At 58.4% G+C, this 16,661-nt stretch carries 12 protein-coding genes; 4 read left to right on the top strand and 8 right to left on the bottom strand.

All coding sequences use genetic code 11. The annotated features are described in order from the left end of the window. Nucleotides 1-71: 71 nt before the first annotated feature. Nucleotides 72-1,148, bottom strand: a complete 1,077-nt coding sequence (gene aroF, locus ANT_RS00950) for a 3-deoxy-7-phosphoheptulonate synthase (RefSeq protein ID WP_013558619.1) — start codon at nt 1,146-1,148, stop codon at nt 72-74. Between the two features lie 31 nt (nt 1,149-1,179). Further along, nucleotides 1,180-1,554: a chorismate mutase gene (aroH, locus tag ANT_RS00945; RefSeq protein WP_013558618.1), complete on the bottom strand. Its 375-nt coding sequence runs from the start codon at nt 1,552-1,554 to the stop codon at nt 1,180-1,182. 363 nt (nt 1,555-1,917) lie between these two features. On the opposite strand from aroH, the gene ANT_RS00940 reads away from it, so the two are divergent. Beyond that, nucleotides 1,918-3,084 carry a mannosyltransferase family protein gene (locus tag ANT_RS00940; protein WP_041454456.1) on the top strand — a complete coding sequence of 389 codons (1,167 nt, stop codon included), beginning with the start codon at nt 1,918-1,920 and terminating at the stop codon, nt 3,082-3,084. Between the two features lie 61 nt (nt 3,085-3,145). Here ANT_RS00940 and pfkA read toward each other — a convergent pair whose 3' ends face one another. The 6 genes from pfkA to ANT_RS00910 all read right to left on the bottom strand — a co-directional run bounded on the left by pfkA (nt 3,146) and on the right by ANT_RS00910 (nt 12,406). Then, entirely contained in the window at nt 3,146-4,132 is a 987-nt protein-coding gene (gene pfkA / locus ANT_RS00935) for a 6-phosphofructokinase (protein ID WP_013558616.1), read from the bottom strand. 27 nt (nt 4,133-4,159) lie between these two features. Then, nucleotides 4,160-8,125: a DNA polymerase III subunit alpha gene (locus ANT_RS00930; RefSeq protein ID WP_013558615.1), complete on the bottom strand. Its 3,966-nt coding sequence runs from the start codon at nt 8,123-8,125 to the stop codon at nt 4,160-4,162. Between the two features lie 201 nt (nt 8,126-8,326). Then, the gene (locus tag ANT_RS00925; RefSeq protein ID WP_013558613.1) at nt 8,327-9,316 is read right to left on the bottom strand and encodes a Gfo/Idh/MocA family protein; all 990 of its coding nucleotides are present in this window, start codon (nt 9,314-9,316) and stop codon (nt 8,327-8,329) included. Nucleotides 9,317-9,323: 7 nt separating this feature from the next. Next, the gene (locus ANT_RS00920) at nt 9,324-10,148 is read right to left on the bottom strand and encodes a carbohydrate ABC transporter permease (protein ID WP_013558612.1); all 825 of its coding nucleotides are present in this window, start codon (nt 10,146-10,148) and stop codon (nt 9,324-9,326) included. Next, complete coding sequence (locus ANT_RS00915) at nt 10,145-11,032, bottom strand: carbohydrate ABC transporter permease (protein WP_013558611.1); 888 nt, start codon at nt 11,030-11,032, stop codon at nt 10,145-10,147. The genes ANT_RS00920 and ANT_RS00915 overlap by 4 nt, the downstream gene beginning before the upstream one ends. A gap of 78 nt (nt 11,033-11,110) precedes the next feature. Beyond that, a complete protein-coding gene (locus ANT_RS00910) occupies nt 11,111-12,406 on the bottom strand; it encodes an ABC transporter substrate-binding protein (protein ID WP_013558610.1) in 1,296 nt (431 codons plus the stop codon). Nucleotides 12,407-12,907: 501 nt separating this feature from the next. Between ANT_RS00910 and ANT_RS00905 the strand changes: the two genes are divergently transcribed. From ANT_RS00905 to ANT_RS00895, 3 genes are read left to right on the top strand one after another with little or no spacing between them, the layout of a single operon-like run. After that, the gene (locus ANT_RS00905; protein ID WP_013558609.1) at nt 12,908-14,134 is read left to right on the top strand and encodes a glycosyltransferase family 4 protein; all 1,227 of its coding nucleotides are present in this window, start codon (nt 12,908-12,910) and stop codon (nt 14,132-14,134) included. Beyond that, a complete protein-coding gene (locus ANT_RS00900) occupies nt 14,109-14,825 on the top strand; it encodes a response regulator transcription factor (RefSeq protein ID WP_013558608.1) in 717 nt (238 codons plus the stop codon). The genes ANT_RS00905 and ANT_RS00900 overlap by 26 nt, the downstream gene beginning before the upstream one ends. 5 nt (nt 14,826-14,830) lie before the next feature. Continuing rightward, complete coding sequence (locus ANT_RS00895; protein ID WP_013558607.1) at nt 14,831-16,585, top strand: ATP-binding protein; 1,755 nt, start codon at nt 14,831-14,833, stop codon at nt 16,583-16,585. Nucleotides 16,586-16,661: the final 76 nt, after the last annotated feature.

Raw genomic sequence — 16,661 nt, 5'->3', positions numbered from 1 at the left:
CCAGAGACGCACAGTGAGCCTGCCAAACCGTGTCGAAGCCAGCGTACCCCCTCGACAGGCTCGGCAAACGGCTACTGCTCATCTCTCCGCCCTGCCCCAAGGGGACTTGCTAAACGTTCGCGGTGTGGAGAGGGAGCGACATCCCGCCCAATGGCTTGCGCAATGCGGCGCACCTGCTCCACCATTTCCACAAAACGCTCCGGCTTGAGGCTTTGCCCGCCGTCGGAGAGGGCTTCCTCGGGGTGTGGGTGGACCTCAACAATCAAGCCGTCCGCGCCGGCGGCAATGGCGGCGCGGGCAATCGGCAGGACGTATTCCCACTTACCAGTGGAGTGACTGGGATCGAGAATCACCGGCAGGTGGCTGAGCGACTTGACCACCGGAATGGCGTTGATATCGGTGGTGTTGCGGGTGGCGTTTTCGAAGGTACGGATACCGCGCTCGCACAGAATCACCCGGCGGTTGCCATGCGAGAGAATGTACTCCGCCGCCATGAGCAGTTCCTCAATGGTGGCGCTCATCCCGCGTTTGAGCAGGACGGGACGCTGACTTTCTCCGGCGGCGTGGAGCAGGGCAAAATTCTGCATGTTGCGCGCGCCGATTTGCAGGACATCGGCGTACTTTGCCACCAGCGGCACCATCTCCGGCGCCATCACCTCGGTCACGATGGGCAGGCCGGTTTCCTCGCGGGCTTCCGCCAGCAGTTCCAGCCCTTCCTCACCCAATCCCTGGAAGGCATACGGCGAGGTGCGTGGTTTGTACGCCCCGCCGCGCAGAGCGTGCGCCCCCGCTTCGCGCACAGCATGGGCAATTTCCATGAGTTGGGCACGGCTCTCCACCGAGCAGGGACCGGCAATCAGCACAATCTCATTCCCGCCGATGGAAACTCCGTCCAGCGGAAAAACGGTGTTCTCCGGGCTGAACTCGCGCGATGCCAGTTTGTAGGGGCGCAGGATGGGCACTACCCGATCCACGCCAGGGAGCACGGCGAAGTGGCCCTTGTCAATGGTGCGGTCGTCGCCGATGGCGCCGATCAAGGTGCGTTCCTGTCCGCGCGACAGATGCGCCCGCAAGCCCACCGCCTCAACGCGTGCCACTACCTGACTGATCTGTTCCTGGGTTGCATCGGCTCGCATGATAATCATCATCTTCACACCTCCAGAAAATGGGAAATTACCTTTATTTGACATCAACAGCATATTCAGGGCGCAGGGTAACCGCCCCACGTAAATAGACATGCCGCACGGCGTTCTGCGGCATGTCAGTATTCCAGTGAATCAGCACGCGCACACAGCGCTGGACGCTGTCCGGCACGGAAATCTCGCGGGCGCACATCAGCGGCACCTCAACCCACCCCAGTTGACGTGCCGCCAGTGCAGGGTGCACCGCATCCAGGTCCTCGGTCATGGTGAAGAAAATGCTGGCAATGTCTTCGGGTTTCAGCGCGGGGTTGGCTTGCATAAGGGCAAGCAAGAGTTCCCGTGTCCCTGCTAGAATGGCTTCAGCAGTGTTTTCGTCCACCGTGGTTGCGCCGCGAATCCCGCGAATGCTCATAGATCCAGCCTCCAGAGGTAAGATAAACGAAAACTGCGGCGCCGTTGGCGCCGCAGGTCCGTTCGAGTGCTTCACTCTTCCGGTTAAGCGTTGCCGCCGGCAATCTGCCAAGAGATGCCGGAATAAAAGTAAAACCAGTAGGAAGCAACGCGAGAAGAGTACATAGGTTGGCATTAGTGTAGCGCAGAGAATTGGAGATGTCAAGGAGGATTTTTGGGGCATTTTCCGGAGATTTTGTGACCCCGAAAGGTTTTCCGAATCGGTGAGGCGAATGTTCACCGCGCCCTTCGGCATGGCTCGCCGGGCAGTTCTCCCTTTGCTCCCTGGCGGTAACAATCGTTCGAATTGGGCTACAATATTCCCATGAGGCAGAAACTCTCTTCCTGGTGGAATCGCCTGCCCGAATCGTGGCGTTTTGTCCTGCCCATCTGGCTGGGGATGCGCCTGCTCACGGCCATTATCGGCATCGGGGTGTGGAAAATCCGCCCTCTGCCCCCGCCTGTAGGGATGCGTTTTTATGAAGGGCTGGAACCAGTCTATCTGGGACTGCGCGGCATGCTCATCGGCGTGTGGCAGAGATGGGATACTATCTTCTATCAAATCATCGCCGAACAGGGGTATTCCCTGACTAAGATTTCGCATTTCTTTCCCCTGTATCCGCTCACCGCGCGGGTGACCGCCCGCCTGACCGGTCTGGAAACCCTGGAAGCCATGGTTCTGGTCAGCACGCTGGCGTATCTGGCGGCACTGGTTCTGCTGTATGTCCTGCTGGCAGACACCTTTGACACCACCATTGCCCGCCGCGGCGTGCTGGCGCTGGCGGTCTTCCCAAGCAGTTTCTTCCTCTTTGCCCTGTATCCGCACGGGATGGAACTCGCTCTGATTCTGGCTTCGGTATGGCTAGCACGCAAGCGCCGCTGGCTGGGATGCGCGCTCACCGCTCTGCTGGCAGGGCTGACCCACAGCACCGCTCTGCCGCTCTCTCTGATTTTACTGGTCGAAGCCGTGCGTTTCATTCGTCAGCAAACCCATCCCTGGCGCTGGGCAGTGCTGAGCGTGGCGGGCATGCCCGCCCTGGGCATCGGTTTGTTCTGGGCATGGCGAATCGCCCAGGGCTTTCCATCCATTCCAGAGGTCATTGCCCGCGAGTTTTTCCGCTACCCCACCCCGCCGTGGGAAAACCTGCTCAAATGGCTCGTCCTGCTTCCTCAGCATCTGCCCGCTCCCGACTGGATTATCAACTCGGTGGCACTCATTCTGGTGGTCTGGAGCCTCCTCTGGGGATGGAAAAAGATTCCCGCATCCTGGTTGACCTATCAGGTACTGGTGTTGTTGATGACCCTTGGGCTGGGAGACGCCCGCGACCCTCTTTACAGCCTGAACCGCTACATCCTAGCAAGTTTTCCCCTGTTTGTCGCGCTGGGATGGTGGGCAGATACTCCCCTCAAGCGCCTGCTGGGCTTTGCCGTGGGAGTTTTCGGGCAACTGGCACTGCTGGCGTTTTTCCTGTTGTGGATTTTTGTCGGTTAAAAGCAAAGCCCGCCTGCTCCACAAAGCGGCGGGCTGACTTAATTAACTTGCTGATCGTTGATTACCGCGCCAGGATGCGCGCCATCTTGATGTATTCCTCACTCAGGGTACGGCGGTTGTTGACCACCGTCGCCAGCGGGATGGGGGTGATGTCGCGCCCGGTCAGGGCGGTCATCACGCCGGTTTGCCCGCTAAGCAGGAACTCAATGGCTTTGACGCCAAAGCGGGTTGCCAGGAAGCGGTCGAAGGCAGTGGGTTTTCCGCCGCGCTGAACATGCCCCAGCACGGTCACGCGGGTATCAAAGCCCACGTTCATTTCCTGCAGTTTTGCCGCCAGTTCGTTGGCGTTGAGTTTGGCGCCTTCCGCCACCACAATGATGCAGTGCGACTTACCGCGCTTGTAGGCATCTTCCACTGCCTCAGCCACTTCTTTGAAGGGGGTTTCGTACTCGGGGATAATGGCCATCTCTGCCCCGCAGATGATGCCTGCCTGCACCGCCAGATAGCCGCAGTTACGCCCCATGGTCTCAACGAAGAAGGCGCGGTTGTGTGAGGATGCCGTATCGCGCAGTTTGTCAATGGCGTCCACAATGGTGTTGAGGGCGGTATCCACGCCGACGCACATATCGGTGCCGTAGATGTCGTTATCAATACTGCCGGGGATGCCAATCACCGGCACGCCCTGTTCCTGCAGTTTCATCCCACCGGTCAATGAGCCATCTCCGCCGATGATGACCACCGCATCAATGCCAGCGCTGCTCAACTGGCGAATGGCTTTGCGCTGTCCTTCCGGAGTTTTGAATTCCATACTGCGGGCAGTGCGCAGAATCGTCCCCCCGCGCTGTAAAATGCCGCCGACATCGCGCGCGCCCATCTCGCGGAAACGCCCGTTGAGCATGCCTTCATAGCCGTCTTCAATGCCAATCACCCGGATGCCGTTTGCCAGTGCCGTGCGCACCACCGCGCGGATGGCAGGATTCATTCCGGGAGCATCCCCCCCCGAAGTCATCACACCAATGGTTCTGAGTGAAGTCTTGAACATAATCATTGCCTCTTTTTATGTAAAAAATTTTCCTCAATGAATGGGGATAGGTTCTACAAGGACGTTTTCCCGTCCAACAATTCCATACAATTCTTCCAGCAATTCTTCCGAAACACAAGTGGTTTCGTTGGGAAATTCAAACAAATACCCGCTTTTGCCCTCAAAAATCCAGAAGGCAAAGCGGTCGTTGCCCGGGTGGGAGTGCAGTTTATTGTACACGCGCCGCATGCGCCGGACGTCTCGCTGGCGGTCGCCCGTTGAACGCAGGGTGATTTTGACCATGCGCGGAGCATCCCCGCTCAGCGAGGTTTGCCCGTAAGGCGGGATAATCAATGGCACATTCGGAAAAGCCGAGCCGATGCTCACCGTGTCAGCAGAGGATATTCCCGGTACAGCAGGCGAAGGAACGACAGGCTCCCGCTTCACCGGCGCCGGAACAGAGATTGAAGGCAGTGGTTCTTCCAATGGCAGTGAGGCATCCTCGGGCGTCATTTCATAGCCGTACAGATGCCAGTCCGGCGGCTCTTCCGGTGGCTCAAGACCATCCACAGGGTTCAACGGCGCAGACTTGCCGTTTCCATTGGCATGTTGAACCGGTGCAGAAGGCTGAACAGGCGCTGCCACGGGGGCAGGCGCAGCAGGGGCATACTCCACCCGAGCCTCGGCAACTACCAGCGCCTCGGGTGCGACCTCTTCCTCTTCAATTCCCATCTCAAAAGGCGGCTTTTCCCACTCCAATTCCATCGAGGAAGACCACGAGGCAGTACCGGTATCCTCGCCCGCTACCACCTCAAGAGCCACTTCGCTCAACTTATCCACCAGCACCTTGGGATCGCCGCTTTCGGTATCCACCTTGCCCTCGGCGATGAGGATAGCATCCATGTGCACCAGCGTGTGGTATTTCTCCCACGCGCTGGGGAAGATGACCAGTTCAATGGGACCACGCAGGTCTTCCAGGGTGACAAACGCCATGGGCTTACCGTTCTTGGTCTGGTGCTGGCGGAAGCGCGTCACCATGCCGCCCACCGAGACGGGGGTGTGATTGCGCAGGTCTGCCAGTTGATTGGAGTAGTAGCTCAGACGCTTGCGCATGCTGTTCCAGTACGGGTTAAGCGGATGATCGGAGACGTACAAGCCAATCAGTTCACGCTCCCACTCCAGTTGTTCGCGCGTGTCCATACTGGTGGTAAAAGGCAGGTGAATGTTCTCGATGGCGTCCACATTCGCGCCCACCGTGGCGCCAAAAAATGTCAGTTGCCCACTGCTCACCGCGCGGAAATGGCTGGCGCTGACGTTGAGAATGGTATCCATGATCTCTAAAAGCGCCTTGCGGTTGCCAAAGCGATCCAGTGCGCCTACTTTGATGAGGCACTCCAGCGAGCGTTTGCCCACACTGCGCAAATCCACCCGCGAGGCAAAATCGGTCAGGCTCTGGAAAGGACCGCCTTCTTCGCGCGCCTGTAGAATCATCTCCACAGCGTTCTGCCCCACGTTCTTCACCGCCCCCAACCCGAAGCGGATGGCAGGCTTGCCGTCGGGCTGATCCTCGATGGTGAAATCCCATCCGCTGGTGTTGATGTCTGGGGGAAGCACCGGCACGCCCAGATTTTTGGCATCTGCCACGTAGAAAGCCACCTTCTCGGTCTCGTTCTTGGACGCCGAGAGCAGGGCGGTCATGTACTCGGCAGTGTAATGCTTTTTCAGATAAGCCGTCTGCACGGCAATCACGCCGTAATCGGCGGCGTGCGATTTGTTGAAACCGTAGCGAGCAAACTCTTCCCAATCGTCGAAAATCGCCGCGGCAGTTTCCTCATCAATACCGCGCTGGACCGCGCCTTTGATGAATTTCTCACGGTGCTTGAGCAGTTTGTCCTTCTGCTTCTTGGCAATGGCTTTGCGCAGTTCGTCCGACTCGGACATGGTGTAGCCCGCCAGTTCCACCGCCGCGCGCATGATTTGTTCCTGATAAACGGGGATACCGTAAGTTTCTTTGAAGATGGGCTCCAGCGCTGGATGGCGGTACTGCACGGGTTCTTCGCCGTGCATGCGGCGGATGTAGGTGGGGATGAAGTCCAGCGGCCCGGGGCGGTAAAGCGCCACCATAGCAATCACATGATCCAGCGTTTGCGGGCGCATCTGCACCAGGAAGCGGGTCATGCCACTGCCTTCTAACTGGAAGACACCCGCGGTGTGCCCCTGCGCCAGAAACTCGTAGGTTTCGGGGTCATCGGTGGGAATGTTGTGCAGGTTCAGGCGCACGCCATGGCGCTGTTCGATTAACTGGCAAGCCCTCTGCATGATGGTCAGCGTTGCCAGCCCGAGGAAATCCACCTTGAGCAAGCCCAGCGACTCGATGATGGACATCTCAAACTGGGTAACGGTCTTGATGGGGCTTTCTTCCGAGCCAGAGGTAGGACGATGCAGAGGCAGATACTGCACGATGGGTTCGTCCGTAATCACCACACCGGCGGCGTGCGTACCGGCGTTGCGCACCACGCCTTCCATGCGTGCGGCGGTGTCAATCAGGTCGCGCAGGTAGTCGGCTTCTTCATACGCCGCCTTGAACTCCGGCACGGTCTCCAGGGCTTCACGGATGGTGACGTTCTTATTCGGTGCGGTGGAAAGCATCTTGCTGAGGCGGTCCACCTCTGCCAGGGGAATGTCCATCACCCGTCCCACGTCGCGAATGGCGGCTTTGGCGCCCAGCGTGCCAAAGGTGATAATCTGCGCCACCTTGTCATCGCCGTATCTGCTGGCGCAGTACTCCAGCATGCGCGGACGCAGGTCGTCCTGAAAATCCAGGTCAATATCGGGCATGGAAATACGCCCGGGGTTGAGGAAGCGCTCAAAAATCAAGCCGTGTTCAATCGGCTCAACCATGGTAATGCCCAGCACGTAAGCCACCATCGAACCCGCCGCCGAACCGCGCGCATTGTACCAGATGCCGTTCCTCTGGGCGTACTGGGTTAAGTCCCAAACAATAAGGAAGTAGGCATCAAAGCCCATCTGATGAATGACCCTGAGTTCGTACTCCAGACGCTCGCGCACCACGGGGTCATCAGCCCGCGTGCCGTAGCGCCGCCGCAAGCCCTGTTCACACAGTTCGCGCAGGTAGGTTTCGGCGGTGTAGCCTTCGGGGACGGGAAAGCGCGGCAGGTGGTAGCCCTTGCTGGTCAAATCCACGTTACAGCGCTCAGCGATGAGCAGGGTATTGCTCAACGCCTCGGGGATGTCGGCGAACAACCGGCTCATCTCTTCGGGTGAGCGCAGGTAAAAGGTATCCACGCTCATGCGGAAGCGCTTGGGTTCAGAGAGCAGGTTGCCCGTTTGTATGCACAGCAAAACGTCCTGCAGGCGGGCGTCTTCGGGGTTGATGTAATGCACATCGTTGGTGGCGATAAAGCGGGCGTTGTAGCGTTTTCCCAGTTCAATCAACTGGCGGTTGACCGCCTGCAGTTCGGGAATATCGTGGTTTTGCAGTTCAAAGAAGAAGTTCTCGGCACCAAAAACCTCGTAGTACCAGTCCGCCAGTTTGCGGGCACGCTCAACATCGCCCTCTTTGAGGGCTTCGGGAATCTCGGCAGAGAGACAGCCGGTGGTGCAGATCAACCCTTCGTGATGCTCAGCAAGAAAATCATGATCGATGCGCGGATTGTAGTAAAAACCCTCTAACTGCGCCGCCGAGGCAATTTTGAGCAGATTCTGGTAGCCGGTCTGATTCTCTGCCAGTAAAAGCAGGTGAAAACTGGATTTATCCAGTTTGGGGTCGCGATCCTGCATGCGCCGCGCCGCCATGTAGGCTTCCAGCCCGATGATGGGCTTGATGCCCGCGGCGGTAGCCGCCTGGAAGAACTCAATCACTCCGAACATGGTGCCGTGATCAGTGATTGCTACCGCTGGCATGCCCATCTCTTTGGCACGGGCAACTAACTGCTTGGGATTGGAAAAGCCGTCCAGCAGAGAGTATTGGGTATGCACATGCAAATGGGCAAAAGACATGATCCGCTCACCGATGCTGTTGTGGGATTGGGAAAGGGAAGGATGCCGTGAACAATTTTATTATAGGTCGTTTCACCCGCCGTGCATCCCACCCAATTGGGGTGATTTTCCCGCCAGAACGGGACAAAGGGAAATTATACCCGCAAACCTGTCTGGATCACCTTAAGAAATGCGGATGGGTTTTTTAAGGATTTTCTCTCTTTACCCCTTTACCGCCACAGGCACGCCCCGCTGAGCGGATTCAATCAGCGCCAGCAGGGCGGCAATGTTGCCGCGGCTGTCTTCCAGCGAGATGCGCGGCGGCTTGCCCATCTGCACTGCATCGCAGAGGTCTTCCACCTCGCCCAGGTAGAGTTCTTTGCCCTTTACTTTGATGGTCTCGGTGCGTCCACTGCGGGTGAGCAACAAGCGCGTGGACAAGCCCGGCTTGAAGGGGTCAGGCACTTCCAGACGTCCCTCACTGCCCACAAACTCCATGAACGCCCGCGGGGGACGTTCGAAACTGCTTTCAAATTGCAGGAAAGCCTCGCCCGGGAAGCGCACCTGCGCCACAAAGGACATCTCGCACCCCGCCGGGTTGAGCGTCTGCCAGCCAAAGACTTCCAGCGGCTCGGCGCCCAGCACAAAACGCGCGTAACTCAGCGGGTAACAGCCCACATCCCACAGACTGCCCCCACCCATGGACGGCTCCAGGCGGTAATTGCCGGGGCGGTCGAGCGTGAAGGTGAAAGCCCCGCGCACCATCTTCACTGCACCGAGGATACCACTGTCCACGATTTCTTTCACCTTGAGCGTTTGGGGGTGGTGGCGGTACATGAACGCCTCGGCGATGATTTTGCCATGTGCCTGCGCCGCCTCGCGCATGGCATCCACCTCGCTCAGGGTGAGCGCCAGGGGTTTTTCACACAACACGTGCTTGCCCGCCTGCACGGCTTTGATCGTCCAGTCGGCATGCAGGTGATTGGGCAGGGGATTGTAGATGACGTCAATGTCCGGGTCGGCAAGCAGGTCTTCATACCTGCCATAAGCGCGCGGGATGCTCCACTCGCGGGCGTAGGCTTGGGCAGACTCCAGACTGCGTGAAGCCACCGCCAGCAGGCGCGTGCGTTTTGAGGACTGCAACACGGGAATCAGCGCGCGGTTAATGTGCGCCGTCGAAAGAATACCCCAGTTCAGCGGTTTTTGTGCCACGGTTCACCTATCCTTTCAGCGAGCCGGCCAGCAAGCCGCGCAGGAAGTACTGTCCGAGGAAGAGATACACCAGAAGGGTGGGCAGAGCCGCCAGCAGAGAACCTGCCATCTGCACGTTCCAGGCGATGATTTGACTGCCCGCCATGTTGTTCAGCGCTACGGTGATGGGCCATTGTTCGTTGCCTGTCAACACCACCGCAAAGAGGAAGTCATTCCATGCCGAAGTGAACTGCCAGATGAGCACCACCACAAAACTCGGGATGGAGATAGGCAGAAGAATCCAGCGGTACACCCCCAGCATGTTAGCCCCGTCAATGCGGGCGGCTTCGATTAATTCCTGCGGCAAACTAGCGTAGTAGTTGCGGAAGGTCAGCGTAGTGATGGGAATGCCGTAAATGACGTGCGCCAGAATCAAACCGGGGATGCCGGTGAGATTGGCAGATTTCATGAACTGCACCAGCGGGATGAGAATGCTCTGATAGGGGATGAACATGCCGAACAAAATCAGCGGGAAGATGACATCAGCACCCTTGAACTTCCACTTTGCCAGCACATAGCCATTCAGCGACCCGAGGAAGGACGAGATAATCGTCGCCGGAATGACCATGACAAAACTGTTGCGCAGAGAAGGCGCCAGATGGCGGAAGGCTTCCACGTAATTATCAAAAGCAATGGTGTGGGGCAGTGCCCACATGGTCTTGAGGTTCACTTCCTCAAAGGGTTTGAAGCCCGTCACCAGCATCACGTACATGGGAAGCAGATAGAAAATGGACATGAAAATCAGCGGTGCATAGAGCCAGTTTTTCCCGATGCGCAGAGATTTTGCTTTCATAGTTGTTTCTCGCTCCGCAGGGTAAACCACATGTAAGGAATAATCAACACCGCCACACTGATGAGCAGGAGAGTCGCAATAGCGGCGCCGCGTGCGTAAAACAGCCCGTCAAAGGTGGTCTGCCACATGTAAATAGCAGGCACATCCAGCGCCAACTGTTTGCCAGCCATGGCGATGATTAAGTCAAAGACTTTGAGGGAAATATGCCCCAAAATAATCAGCGCGCTCAACGTCACCGGGGTCAAAATGGGCAAAATGACATGGCGGTAAATTTGCCATTCACTGGCGCCGTCAATTTGGGCGGCTTCGCGCAGTTCCAGAGGGATGGAGCGCAGTCCTGCCAGATACAGCGCCATGGTGTAGCCCGACATTTGCCAGATTGCCGCCAGTGCCACAGCGGCAATGCCCCAGGTAGGCGTGGTATGCCAGTTGTTGATGAGAAAGTCAAGATGAAGGTAGGAAAAGAGCAGATTCAAACCGCTCATGCGCGAGCCGGTTGCAGGATTCATCAGCCAGCGCCAGACAACGCCGGTAACAATGAAGGAAATTGCCATGGGGAAGAGGAACAGGGTGCGGAAGAAGGCTTCTCCCTTCAGCCCCTGATCAAGCATCACCGCCAGGAAGAATCCCACCACAATACAGCCCACCACAAAAACCACCGTGAAGATGACCGTATTACGGATGTCCACCATGAAGCGCGGGTCAGAGAACAACTCGATATAATTGTTCAGCCCTGCCCATGCAAAATTGGGATTCAAGCCCTTCCATTGAGAGAGAGAAACCCGAATCGACCATCCGATAAACCCGTAAATAAAAATCATCACTGCCAGGATGGAAGGCAGGACGAGCAAAAACGAGAGATACCGATCCTTGTTTTTGAACATGGCGCACCTGCGTCTTGCGAGGGTTATGAGGAATGGGGCTTCACCCGCAGATGAAGCCCCATATCGCCCACAAAAAGACTACTTGCAGGGTCCAGAGGACTTGCAGGCGTTCACCAGCGCGCTCTGGAAGGCGGCAAGGTCGCCGTTGGAGACGAACAGCCCCAACGCGGTGTCAATTTCGCTCTTCCACGAGTCGTTGGCAACCACGCCGTGCGTCAGCGAGCCAACCACCACATTGCTTGCCCAGTCATCCATGGCCGACTGCAGGTACTCGCCAAAGAGGGCTTTGTCGCAGTCGGTGCGGGCGCAGATGGAGCCTTTGACCGGGTTGAAGGCTTCCTGCCCTTCCTTGGAGCCAGCCACCTTCAGCCACGCCACCGCGGCTTCGGGATCGGGCGCGCCCACCGCCAGCACGAACGAATCGGAAAGGAACTGGAAGACACCCACCGAACCGGGCACCGGCGCCCAGCCGTAATCCACCTTGGGTTTCTTGCCCAGTTCACGGAAGTAGCCTTCCGCCCAGTCGCCCATGACGTTGAAGGCGGCATCACCGTTGACCACCAGTTGCGCGGCATCCTGCCATGAGAGGGAAGCCGAATCGGTGTTGGCGTAAGTCATGGCTTTCTGGAAGTTCTCCAGCGCGGTCTTGACCTCAGCACTGCCCCAATCGGTGGTACCGTTCCACAAACCGTTATACTTCTCGGCGCCCAGCGTGCCCAGCAGGATGGTTTCGAGTAAGTGCATCTTGGTCCACTGCTCGCCCAGCGCCAGTGGGGTCACGCCAGCGGCTTTGAGTTTGTCCATAGCGGCGAACCACTCGTCAATGGTGGTGGGGACGGCGATTTTGTTGTCTTCCAAAATCTTGGGGTTGTACCACAACACATTGGCGCGGTGGATATTGACCGGCACGGAGTAAATCTTGCCATCCTGCGAAATCAGCGGGATGAGCGTCTGAGGCATCACCTTCAGCCAGCCCTCAGACTCGTACAGGTCGTTGAGCGGTTGAATCTGATTGCCTGCCACGTACGTGCCAATCAACTCCTGACCGGCATGCCCCTGCCATGAGTCGGGGGGATCGCCGGACTGCAGACGGGTTGCCAGCACGGCGCGGGCGTTCGTCCCGGCGCCGCCCGCTACCGCGGCATTGATGAATTTGATATCGGGGTACTTGGCGTTGAAGACCTTAATCATGGCTTCCAGACCTGCGGCTTCGCCGCCGCCCGTCCACCACGAAAAGACTTCCACTTCCTTGCCGCCCTGCGCAGGCGGTTGAGTTTGGGCGGGGGCTTGCGTTGCCGCGCCGCCGCACGCCGAAAGCACCAGCGCAGTGAGCATCAGCACTGCGATCAGAGAATACCAGAACTTCTTCGACATGTGTTTCTCCTTCTGAAAGAGAGTGGACATTGATGGATACAACGAAGAGACGGGGAACAGGGGAATCTTACGGGTTTGTTGAATAGCGATCACCTCCTTTCGGCTTCAGTGACACAGGATTGTCTTGAGTACCGAATCACAGGTTTGCCTGTGTTCGCACCCATTGATGAGAAACGGCAGAAGACTCTCCCCCGTCTTTGCGCCCGAGATACCCGCTCTGTACTGCCCATCAACCTTTCTCTCCTGCCCCTGCTGGCTTGCCCCATCCATAACACACCCGGATGGTCACAGGCGAAAAGCGCTTGCAAGAAAGTCCGCAGAACAATGCCTCTCATGGTGCTGGACTCTGGCTTCAGGGTTCGGGATAAGGTTCACAATTCATTATACACCGGAAGAAAGAAAGGATATCCGCTTTCCTCCTTCCAATCAGGGAAGTACGAAAAAAATTCTTCCCTTTACACTTCCCATTCCACCTCCCCTCCCCTCTGGTACAATTTAAGCGTGCATATTCTGCTGATTCATCAGGCATTTGTCTCGCTCGGCGAAGCGGGCGGAACCCGGCATCATGAACTGGCGCGCTATCTGGTTCAGCGCGGACACCGCGTCACCATCATCTGCAGTCCGGTAAGTTACCTGACGGGAAAAGTGGAAACCCGTACCTCCCAGGAAGAGGAAGAAGGCATCACCATCCGGCGGGCGTACACCTACGCCGCCCTGCACCGCAGTTTCTTCCATCGGGTGCTGGCGTTTGTCAGTTTCATGCTCTCGTCCTTCTGGATTGGGCTGAGCGTGCGCCAGGTGGATCTGGTGTGGGGCACTTCGCCACCCATCTTTCAGGGCGTCACGGCGTGGGCGCTGGCGCGTTTGAAGGGCGTGCCCTTCCTGTTTGAAGTGCGCGATCTCTGGCCCGCCTTTGCCATTGCCATGGGCGTTTTGCGCAACCCGCTGTTGATTGGCGCTTCGCAGGCGCTGGAGCGCTTCCTGTACCGCCATGCCGACCGCGTGCTGGTCAACTCGCCGGGGTTCATTGACCACGTCACCGCGCGGGGAGCAACATGGGTGGAACTGGTGCCGAACGGCGCCGACCCGGAGATGTTCGACCCCGCCGCGCGCGGGGAAGCCTTCCGCGCCGCGCATGGTCTGGATGGGCACTTTGTGGTGCTGTATGCCGGGGCGCACGGTCCCAGCAACGATTTGGGCGTGGTGCTGGACGCGGCAGAACACTTGCAGGACGAACCGCGCATCTGCTTTGTGCTGGTGGGCGACGGCAAGGAAAAGCCCGCCCTGATGAAACAGGCGCAGGAGCGCGGCTTGAAAAACGTCCTCTTTCTGCCCCCCGCCCCCAAAGCGCAAATGGGCGAGATCATGGCGGCGGCAGATGCCTGCCTGGCAATCCTCAAGCCGCTGGAACTGTACAAAACCACCTACCCTAACAAGGTCTTCGATGCCATGGCGGCGGGACGTGCGGTGGTGCTGGCAATTGACGGCGTCATCCGCCAGGTGGTGGAAGAAACCGGGGCGGGGGTCTTCGTCCCGCCGGGAGACGCGCAGGCACTGGCGCAGGCAGTGCGCATGCTGGCAGATAATCCGCAAGCCGCGCGGGAGATGGGAGAAGCCGGCAGACGCTGTGTGGAAAGACGGTTTCATCGCCAGGTGCTGGCAGAGCAACTGGCGCTGATTATGGAGCAGATGGGAGGTGAAAATGGCAGAAAAAATTCTGGTGGTTGAGGATGAACGCGCCCTGCAGGAAACGCTGGAGTACAACCTGAAGCGCCAGGGCTATGAGGTACAGGTCGCTGGCGATGGCATCCTTGCCCTTGACCTGGCGCGCGAATTTCAGCCCGAAATCATTCTGCTGGACGTCATGCTCCCCGGCATGGACGGCTTTGAGTTGTGCCGCCGTCTGCGCCAGGAAATGAACACTCCCGTGCTCATGCTCACTGCGCGCACCGAAGAAATTGACCGCGTGGTGGGGCTGGAAGTGGGCGCTGACGATTACATGACCAAGCCCTTCAGCATGCGTGAACTGCTGGCGCGCGTCAAAGCCATGTTGCGCCGGGTACGCATGATTCGCGAAGAGATGCAGAAAAGCGAGGAAAGCACACAAAAAGAGAGCGAAAAACGCCTCCTCTCCGGCAATCTGGAACTGAACCTGGCGCGCCGCGAGGTGCGCCTCAACGGCGTGGTGGTGGCAGTCAAGCCCAAAGAGTTTGAACTGTTGCACTTCCTGATGAAACACCGCGGGCAGGTGCTCTCCCGCGACTATTTGCTCAAGGAATTGTGGGGCTGGGACTATTTTGGCGACAGCCGTACCGTAGATGTGCACATCCGCTGGTTGCGGGAGAAAATCGAGCCCGACCCGGCGCATCCGGTGCGCATCGTCACCGTGCGCGGCGCGGGATACCGTTTTGAGGGCTGAAAATCATGAGCAGACGCGTTTTCTGGCGTATTCTCGCCCCTTTGATGGGGCTGATTCTGCTCACCCTTGCGGGGGTGACGCTTTACCTCTCTTCTCTGTTCTACCAGAACAATCTCCAGCGCATGCAAACCTACCTTTTGCAGGAAGCCCGACTGATGCGCAACCTGCTCATGCCGCTGATTCTGGAAGACCCGCAAAACCCGCAAATCAACCAGATTGTACGTGAGTCCGCCCGCCTGGTGGGAGAACGCATCACTGTGGTGCTGGCAGACGGCAGGGTGGTGGGCGAAAGCGAAAAACCGCTGGATCAACTGGAAAATCACCTCAGCCGTCCGGAAGTGCAGGAAGCCCTGAGCAACCGCGAAGCGGTGGAAATACGCTTCAGCACCACCATTGGGGAAGAGATGCTCTACGTTGCCATTCCCGTAGTATCTCAGAATCAGCAAGTTGTAGCGGTCATCCGGCTGGCAGCCTCCATGGGTGCCATCCGGCAGGAACAGCAAACCCTTAACGGCTCGCTGTTCATCGCCGCACTGATTGCGGCAGCCTTTGCCGTGCTGATTGCCGTGTGGATTACCCGGCGGGTGCTGGCGCCGCTGGAAAAGTTAAGCGCAACGGCTCAACAACTGGCAGAACACACCGGAGAGACTGCGCGCAATGAAGGCGATGAGATTCGCCGTTTGCAAGCCGCCTTTCAGACCATGTCGGAGCACCTGCGCGAGCAGGTGAGCCAGTTGCGCGCCGAACGCCAGAAACTGCACAGCGTGCTGAAGAACATGAAGGACGGCATTTTGCTGGTGGATGAGAATGGCAAAATTTCACTCATCAACCCCGCAGCAGCAGGTATGTTCGGGATTGAGGAAACCCGCGCCATCGGGGCTTCGCTCATCGAAGCCGTGCGCCACCACACGATTGTCGAACTGTGGGAGCGCACCCGCCACAGCGAGCAACCCCAGGACGGAGAAGTCGAAGTCCTGCCCGAACACCGCTTTTTGCAGGTGGTGCTCACCCCGCTGGGCAAAGAGACGGGCAATGCCACCCTGCTGGTGTTCCACGACCTGACCCGTGAACGGCGGGTAGAACGGGTACGGCGCGATTTTGTCAGCAACGTCTCTCACGAACTGCGCACCCCGCTGGCATCCCTCAAAGCGCTGGTAGAGACCCTGCAGGAAGGCGCGCTGGAAGACCCGCCCGCGGCACAGCGCTTCCTGCGCCAGATGGAAATCGAGATTGACAACCTCACCCAGATGGTGCGCGAACTGCTGGAACTCTCGCGCATCGAATCGGGACTGGTGCCGCTTCAGCGCCGCCCGGTTTCGCCCTGCGAAATTTTACGCCGCGGCGCCGAGCGCATGCGCCTGCAAGCCGAGCGCGCCGGTCTCACCCTGCAGGTGGACTGTCCTGAGAGCCTCCCTGAGGTCTTCGCCGATGCCGAGCGGGTAGAACAGGTGCTGGTTAACCTGACGCACAACGCGGTGAAGTTTACCCCGCCGGGGGGAGAGATCACCCTGGGGGTGAAGCAGGAAGGGCAGGCGATTTGCTTTTGGGTGCGCGATACGGGCGTGGGCATCCCGCCGGAAGATTTGGAGCGCATCTTTGAGCGCTTCTACAAGACCGACCGCTCGCGCTCCGGCGAAGGTACCGGCTTGGGCTTATCCATTGCGCGGCATATTGTGGAAACCCACGGCGGGCGCATCTGGGCGGAGAGTCAGGTTCAGCAGGGCAGTACCTTCTTCTTCACCCTGCCATTAGAAAAATAAAACGGAGATTCTGCCTACCCCTCGACAGGCTCGGGGTACGACTGCCGCTGGCTGAGCCTCGGTTGGCGAGCCGTGT

It is taken from the genome of Anaerolinea thermophila UNI-1 (assembly GCF_000199675.1).
Lineage (GTDB): Bacteria > Chloroflexota > Anaerolineae > Anaerolineales > Anaerolineaceae > Anaerolinea > Anaerolinea thermophila.
This window is presented reverse-complemented; position numbering and strand designations above follow the sequence as displayed.

Bases quoted from the DNA above. Each gene is read 5' to 3' on its own strand.
- aroF (WP_013558619.1), bottom strand. From the start codon at position 1,148: ATGATGATTATCATGCGAGCCGATGCAACCCAGGAACAGATCAGTCAG.
- aroH (WP_013558618.1), bottom strand. From the start codon at position 1,554: ATGAGCATTCGCGGGATTCGCGGCGCAACCACGGTGGACGAAAACACT.
- ANT_RS00940 (WP_041454456.1), top strand. From the start codon at position 1,918: ATGAGGCAGAAACTCTCTTCCTGGTGGAATCGCCTGCCCGAATCGTGG.
- pfkA (WP_013558616.1), bottom strand. From the start codon at position 4,132: ATGATTATGTTCAAGACTTCACTCAGAACCATTGGTGTGATGACTTCG.
- ANT_RS00930 (WP_013558615.1), bottom strand. From the start codon at position 8,125: ATGTCTTTTGCCCATTTGCATGTGCATACCCAATACTCTCTGCTGGAC.
- ANT_RS00920 (WP_013558612.1), bottom strand. From the start codon at position 10,148: ATGAAAGCAAAATCTCTGCGCATCGGGAAAAACTGGCTCTATGCACCG.
- ANT_RS00915 (WP_013558611.1), bottom strand. From the start codon at position 11,032: ATGTTCAAAAACAAGGATCGGTATCTCTCGTTTTTGCTCGTCCTGCCT.
- ANT_RS00910 (WP_013558610.1), bottom strand. From the start codon at position 12,406: ATGTCGAAGAAGTTCTGGTATTCTCTGATCGCAGTGCTGATGCTCACT.
- ANT_RS00900 (WP_013558608.1), top strand. From the start codon at position 14,109: ATGGCAGAAAAAATTCTGGTGGTTGAGGATGAACGCGCCCTGCAGGAA.
- ANT_RS00895 (WP_013558607.1), top strand. From the start codon at position 14,831: ATGAGCAGACGCGTTTTCTGGCGTATTCTCGCCCCTTTGATGGGGCTG.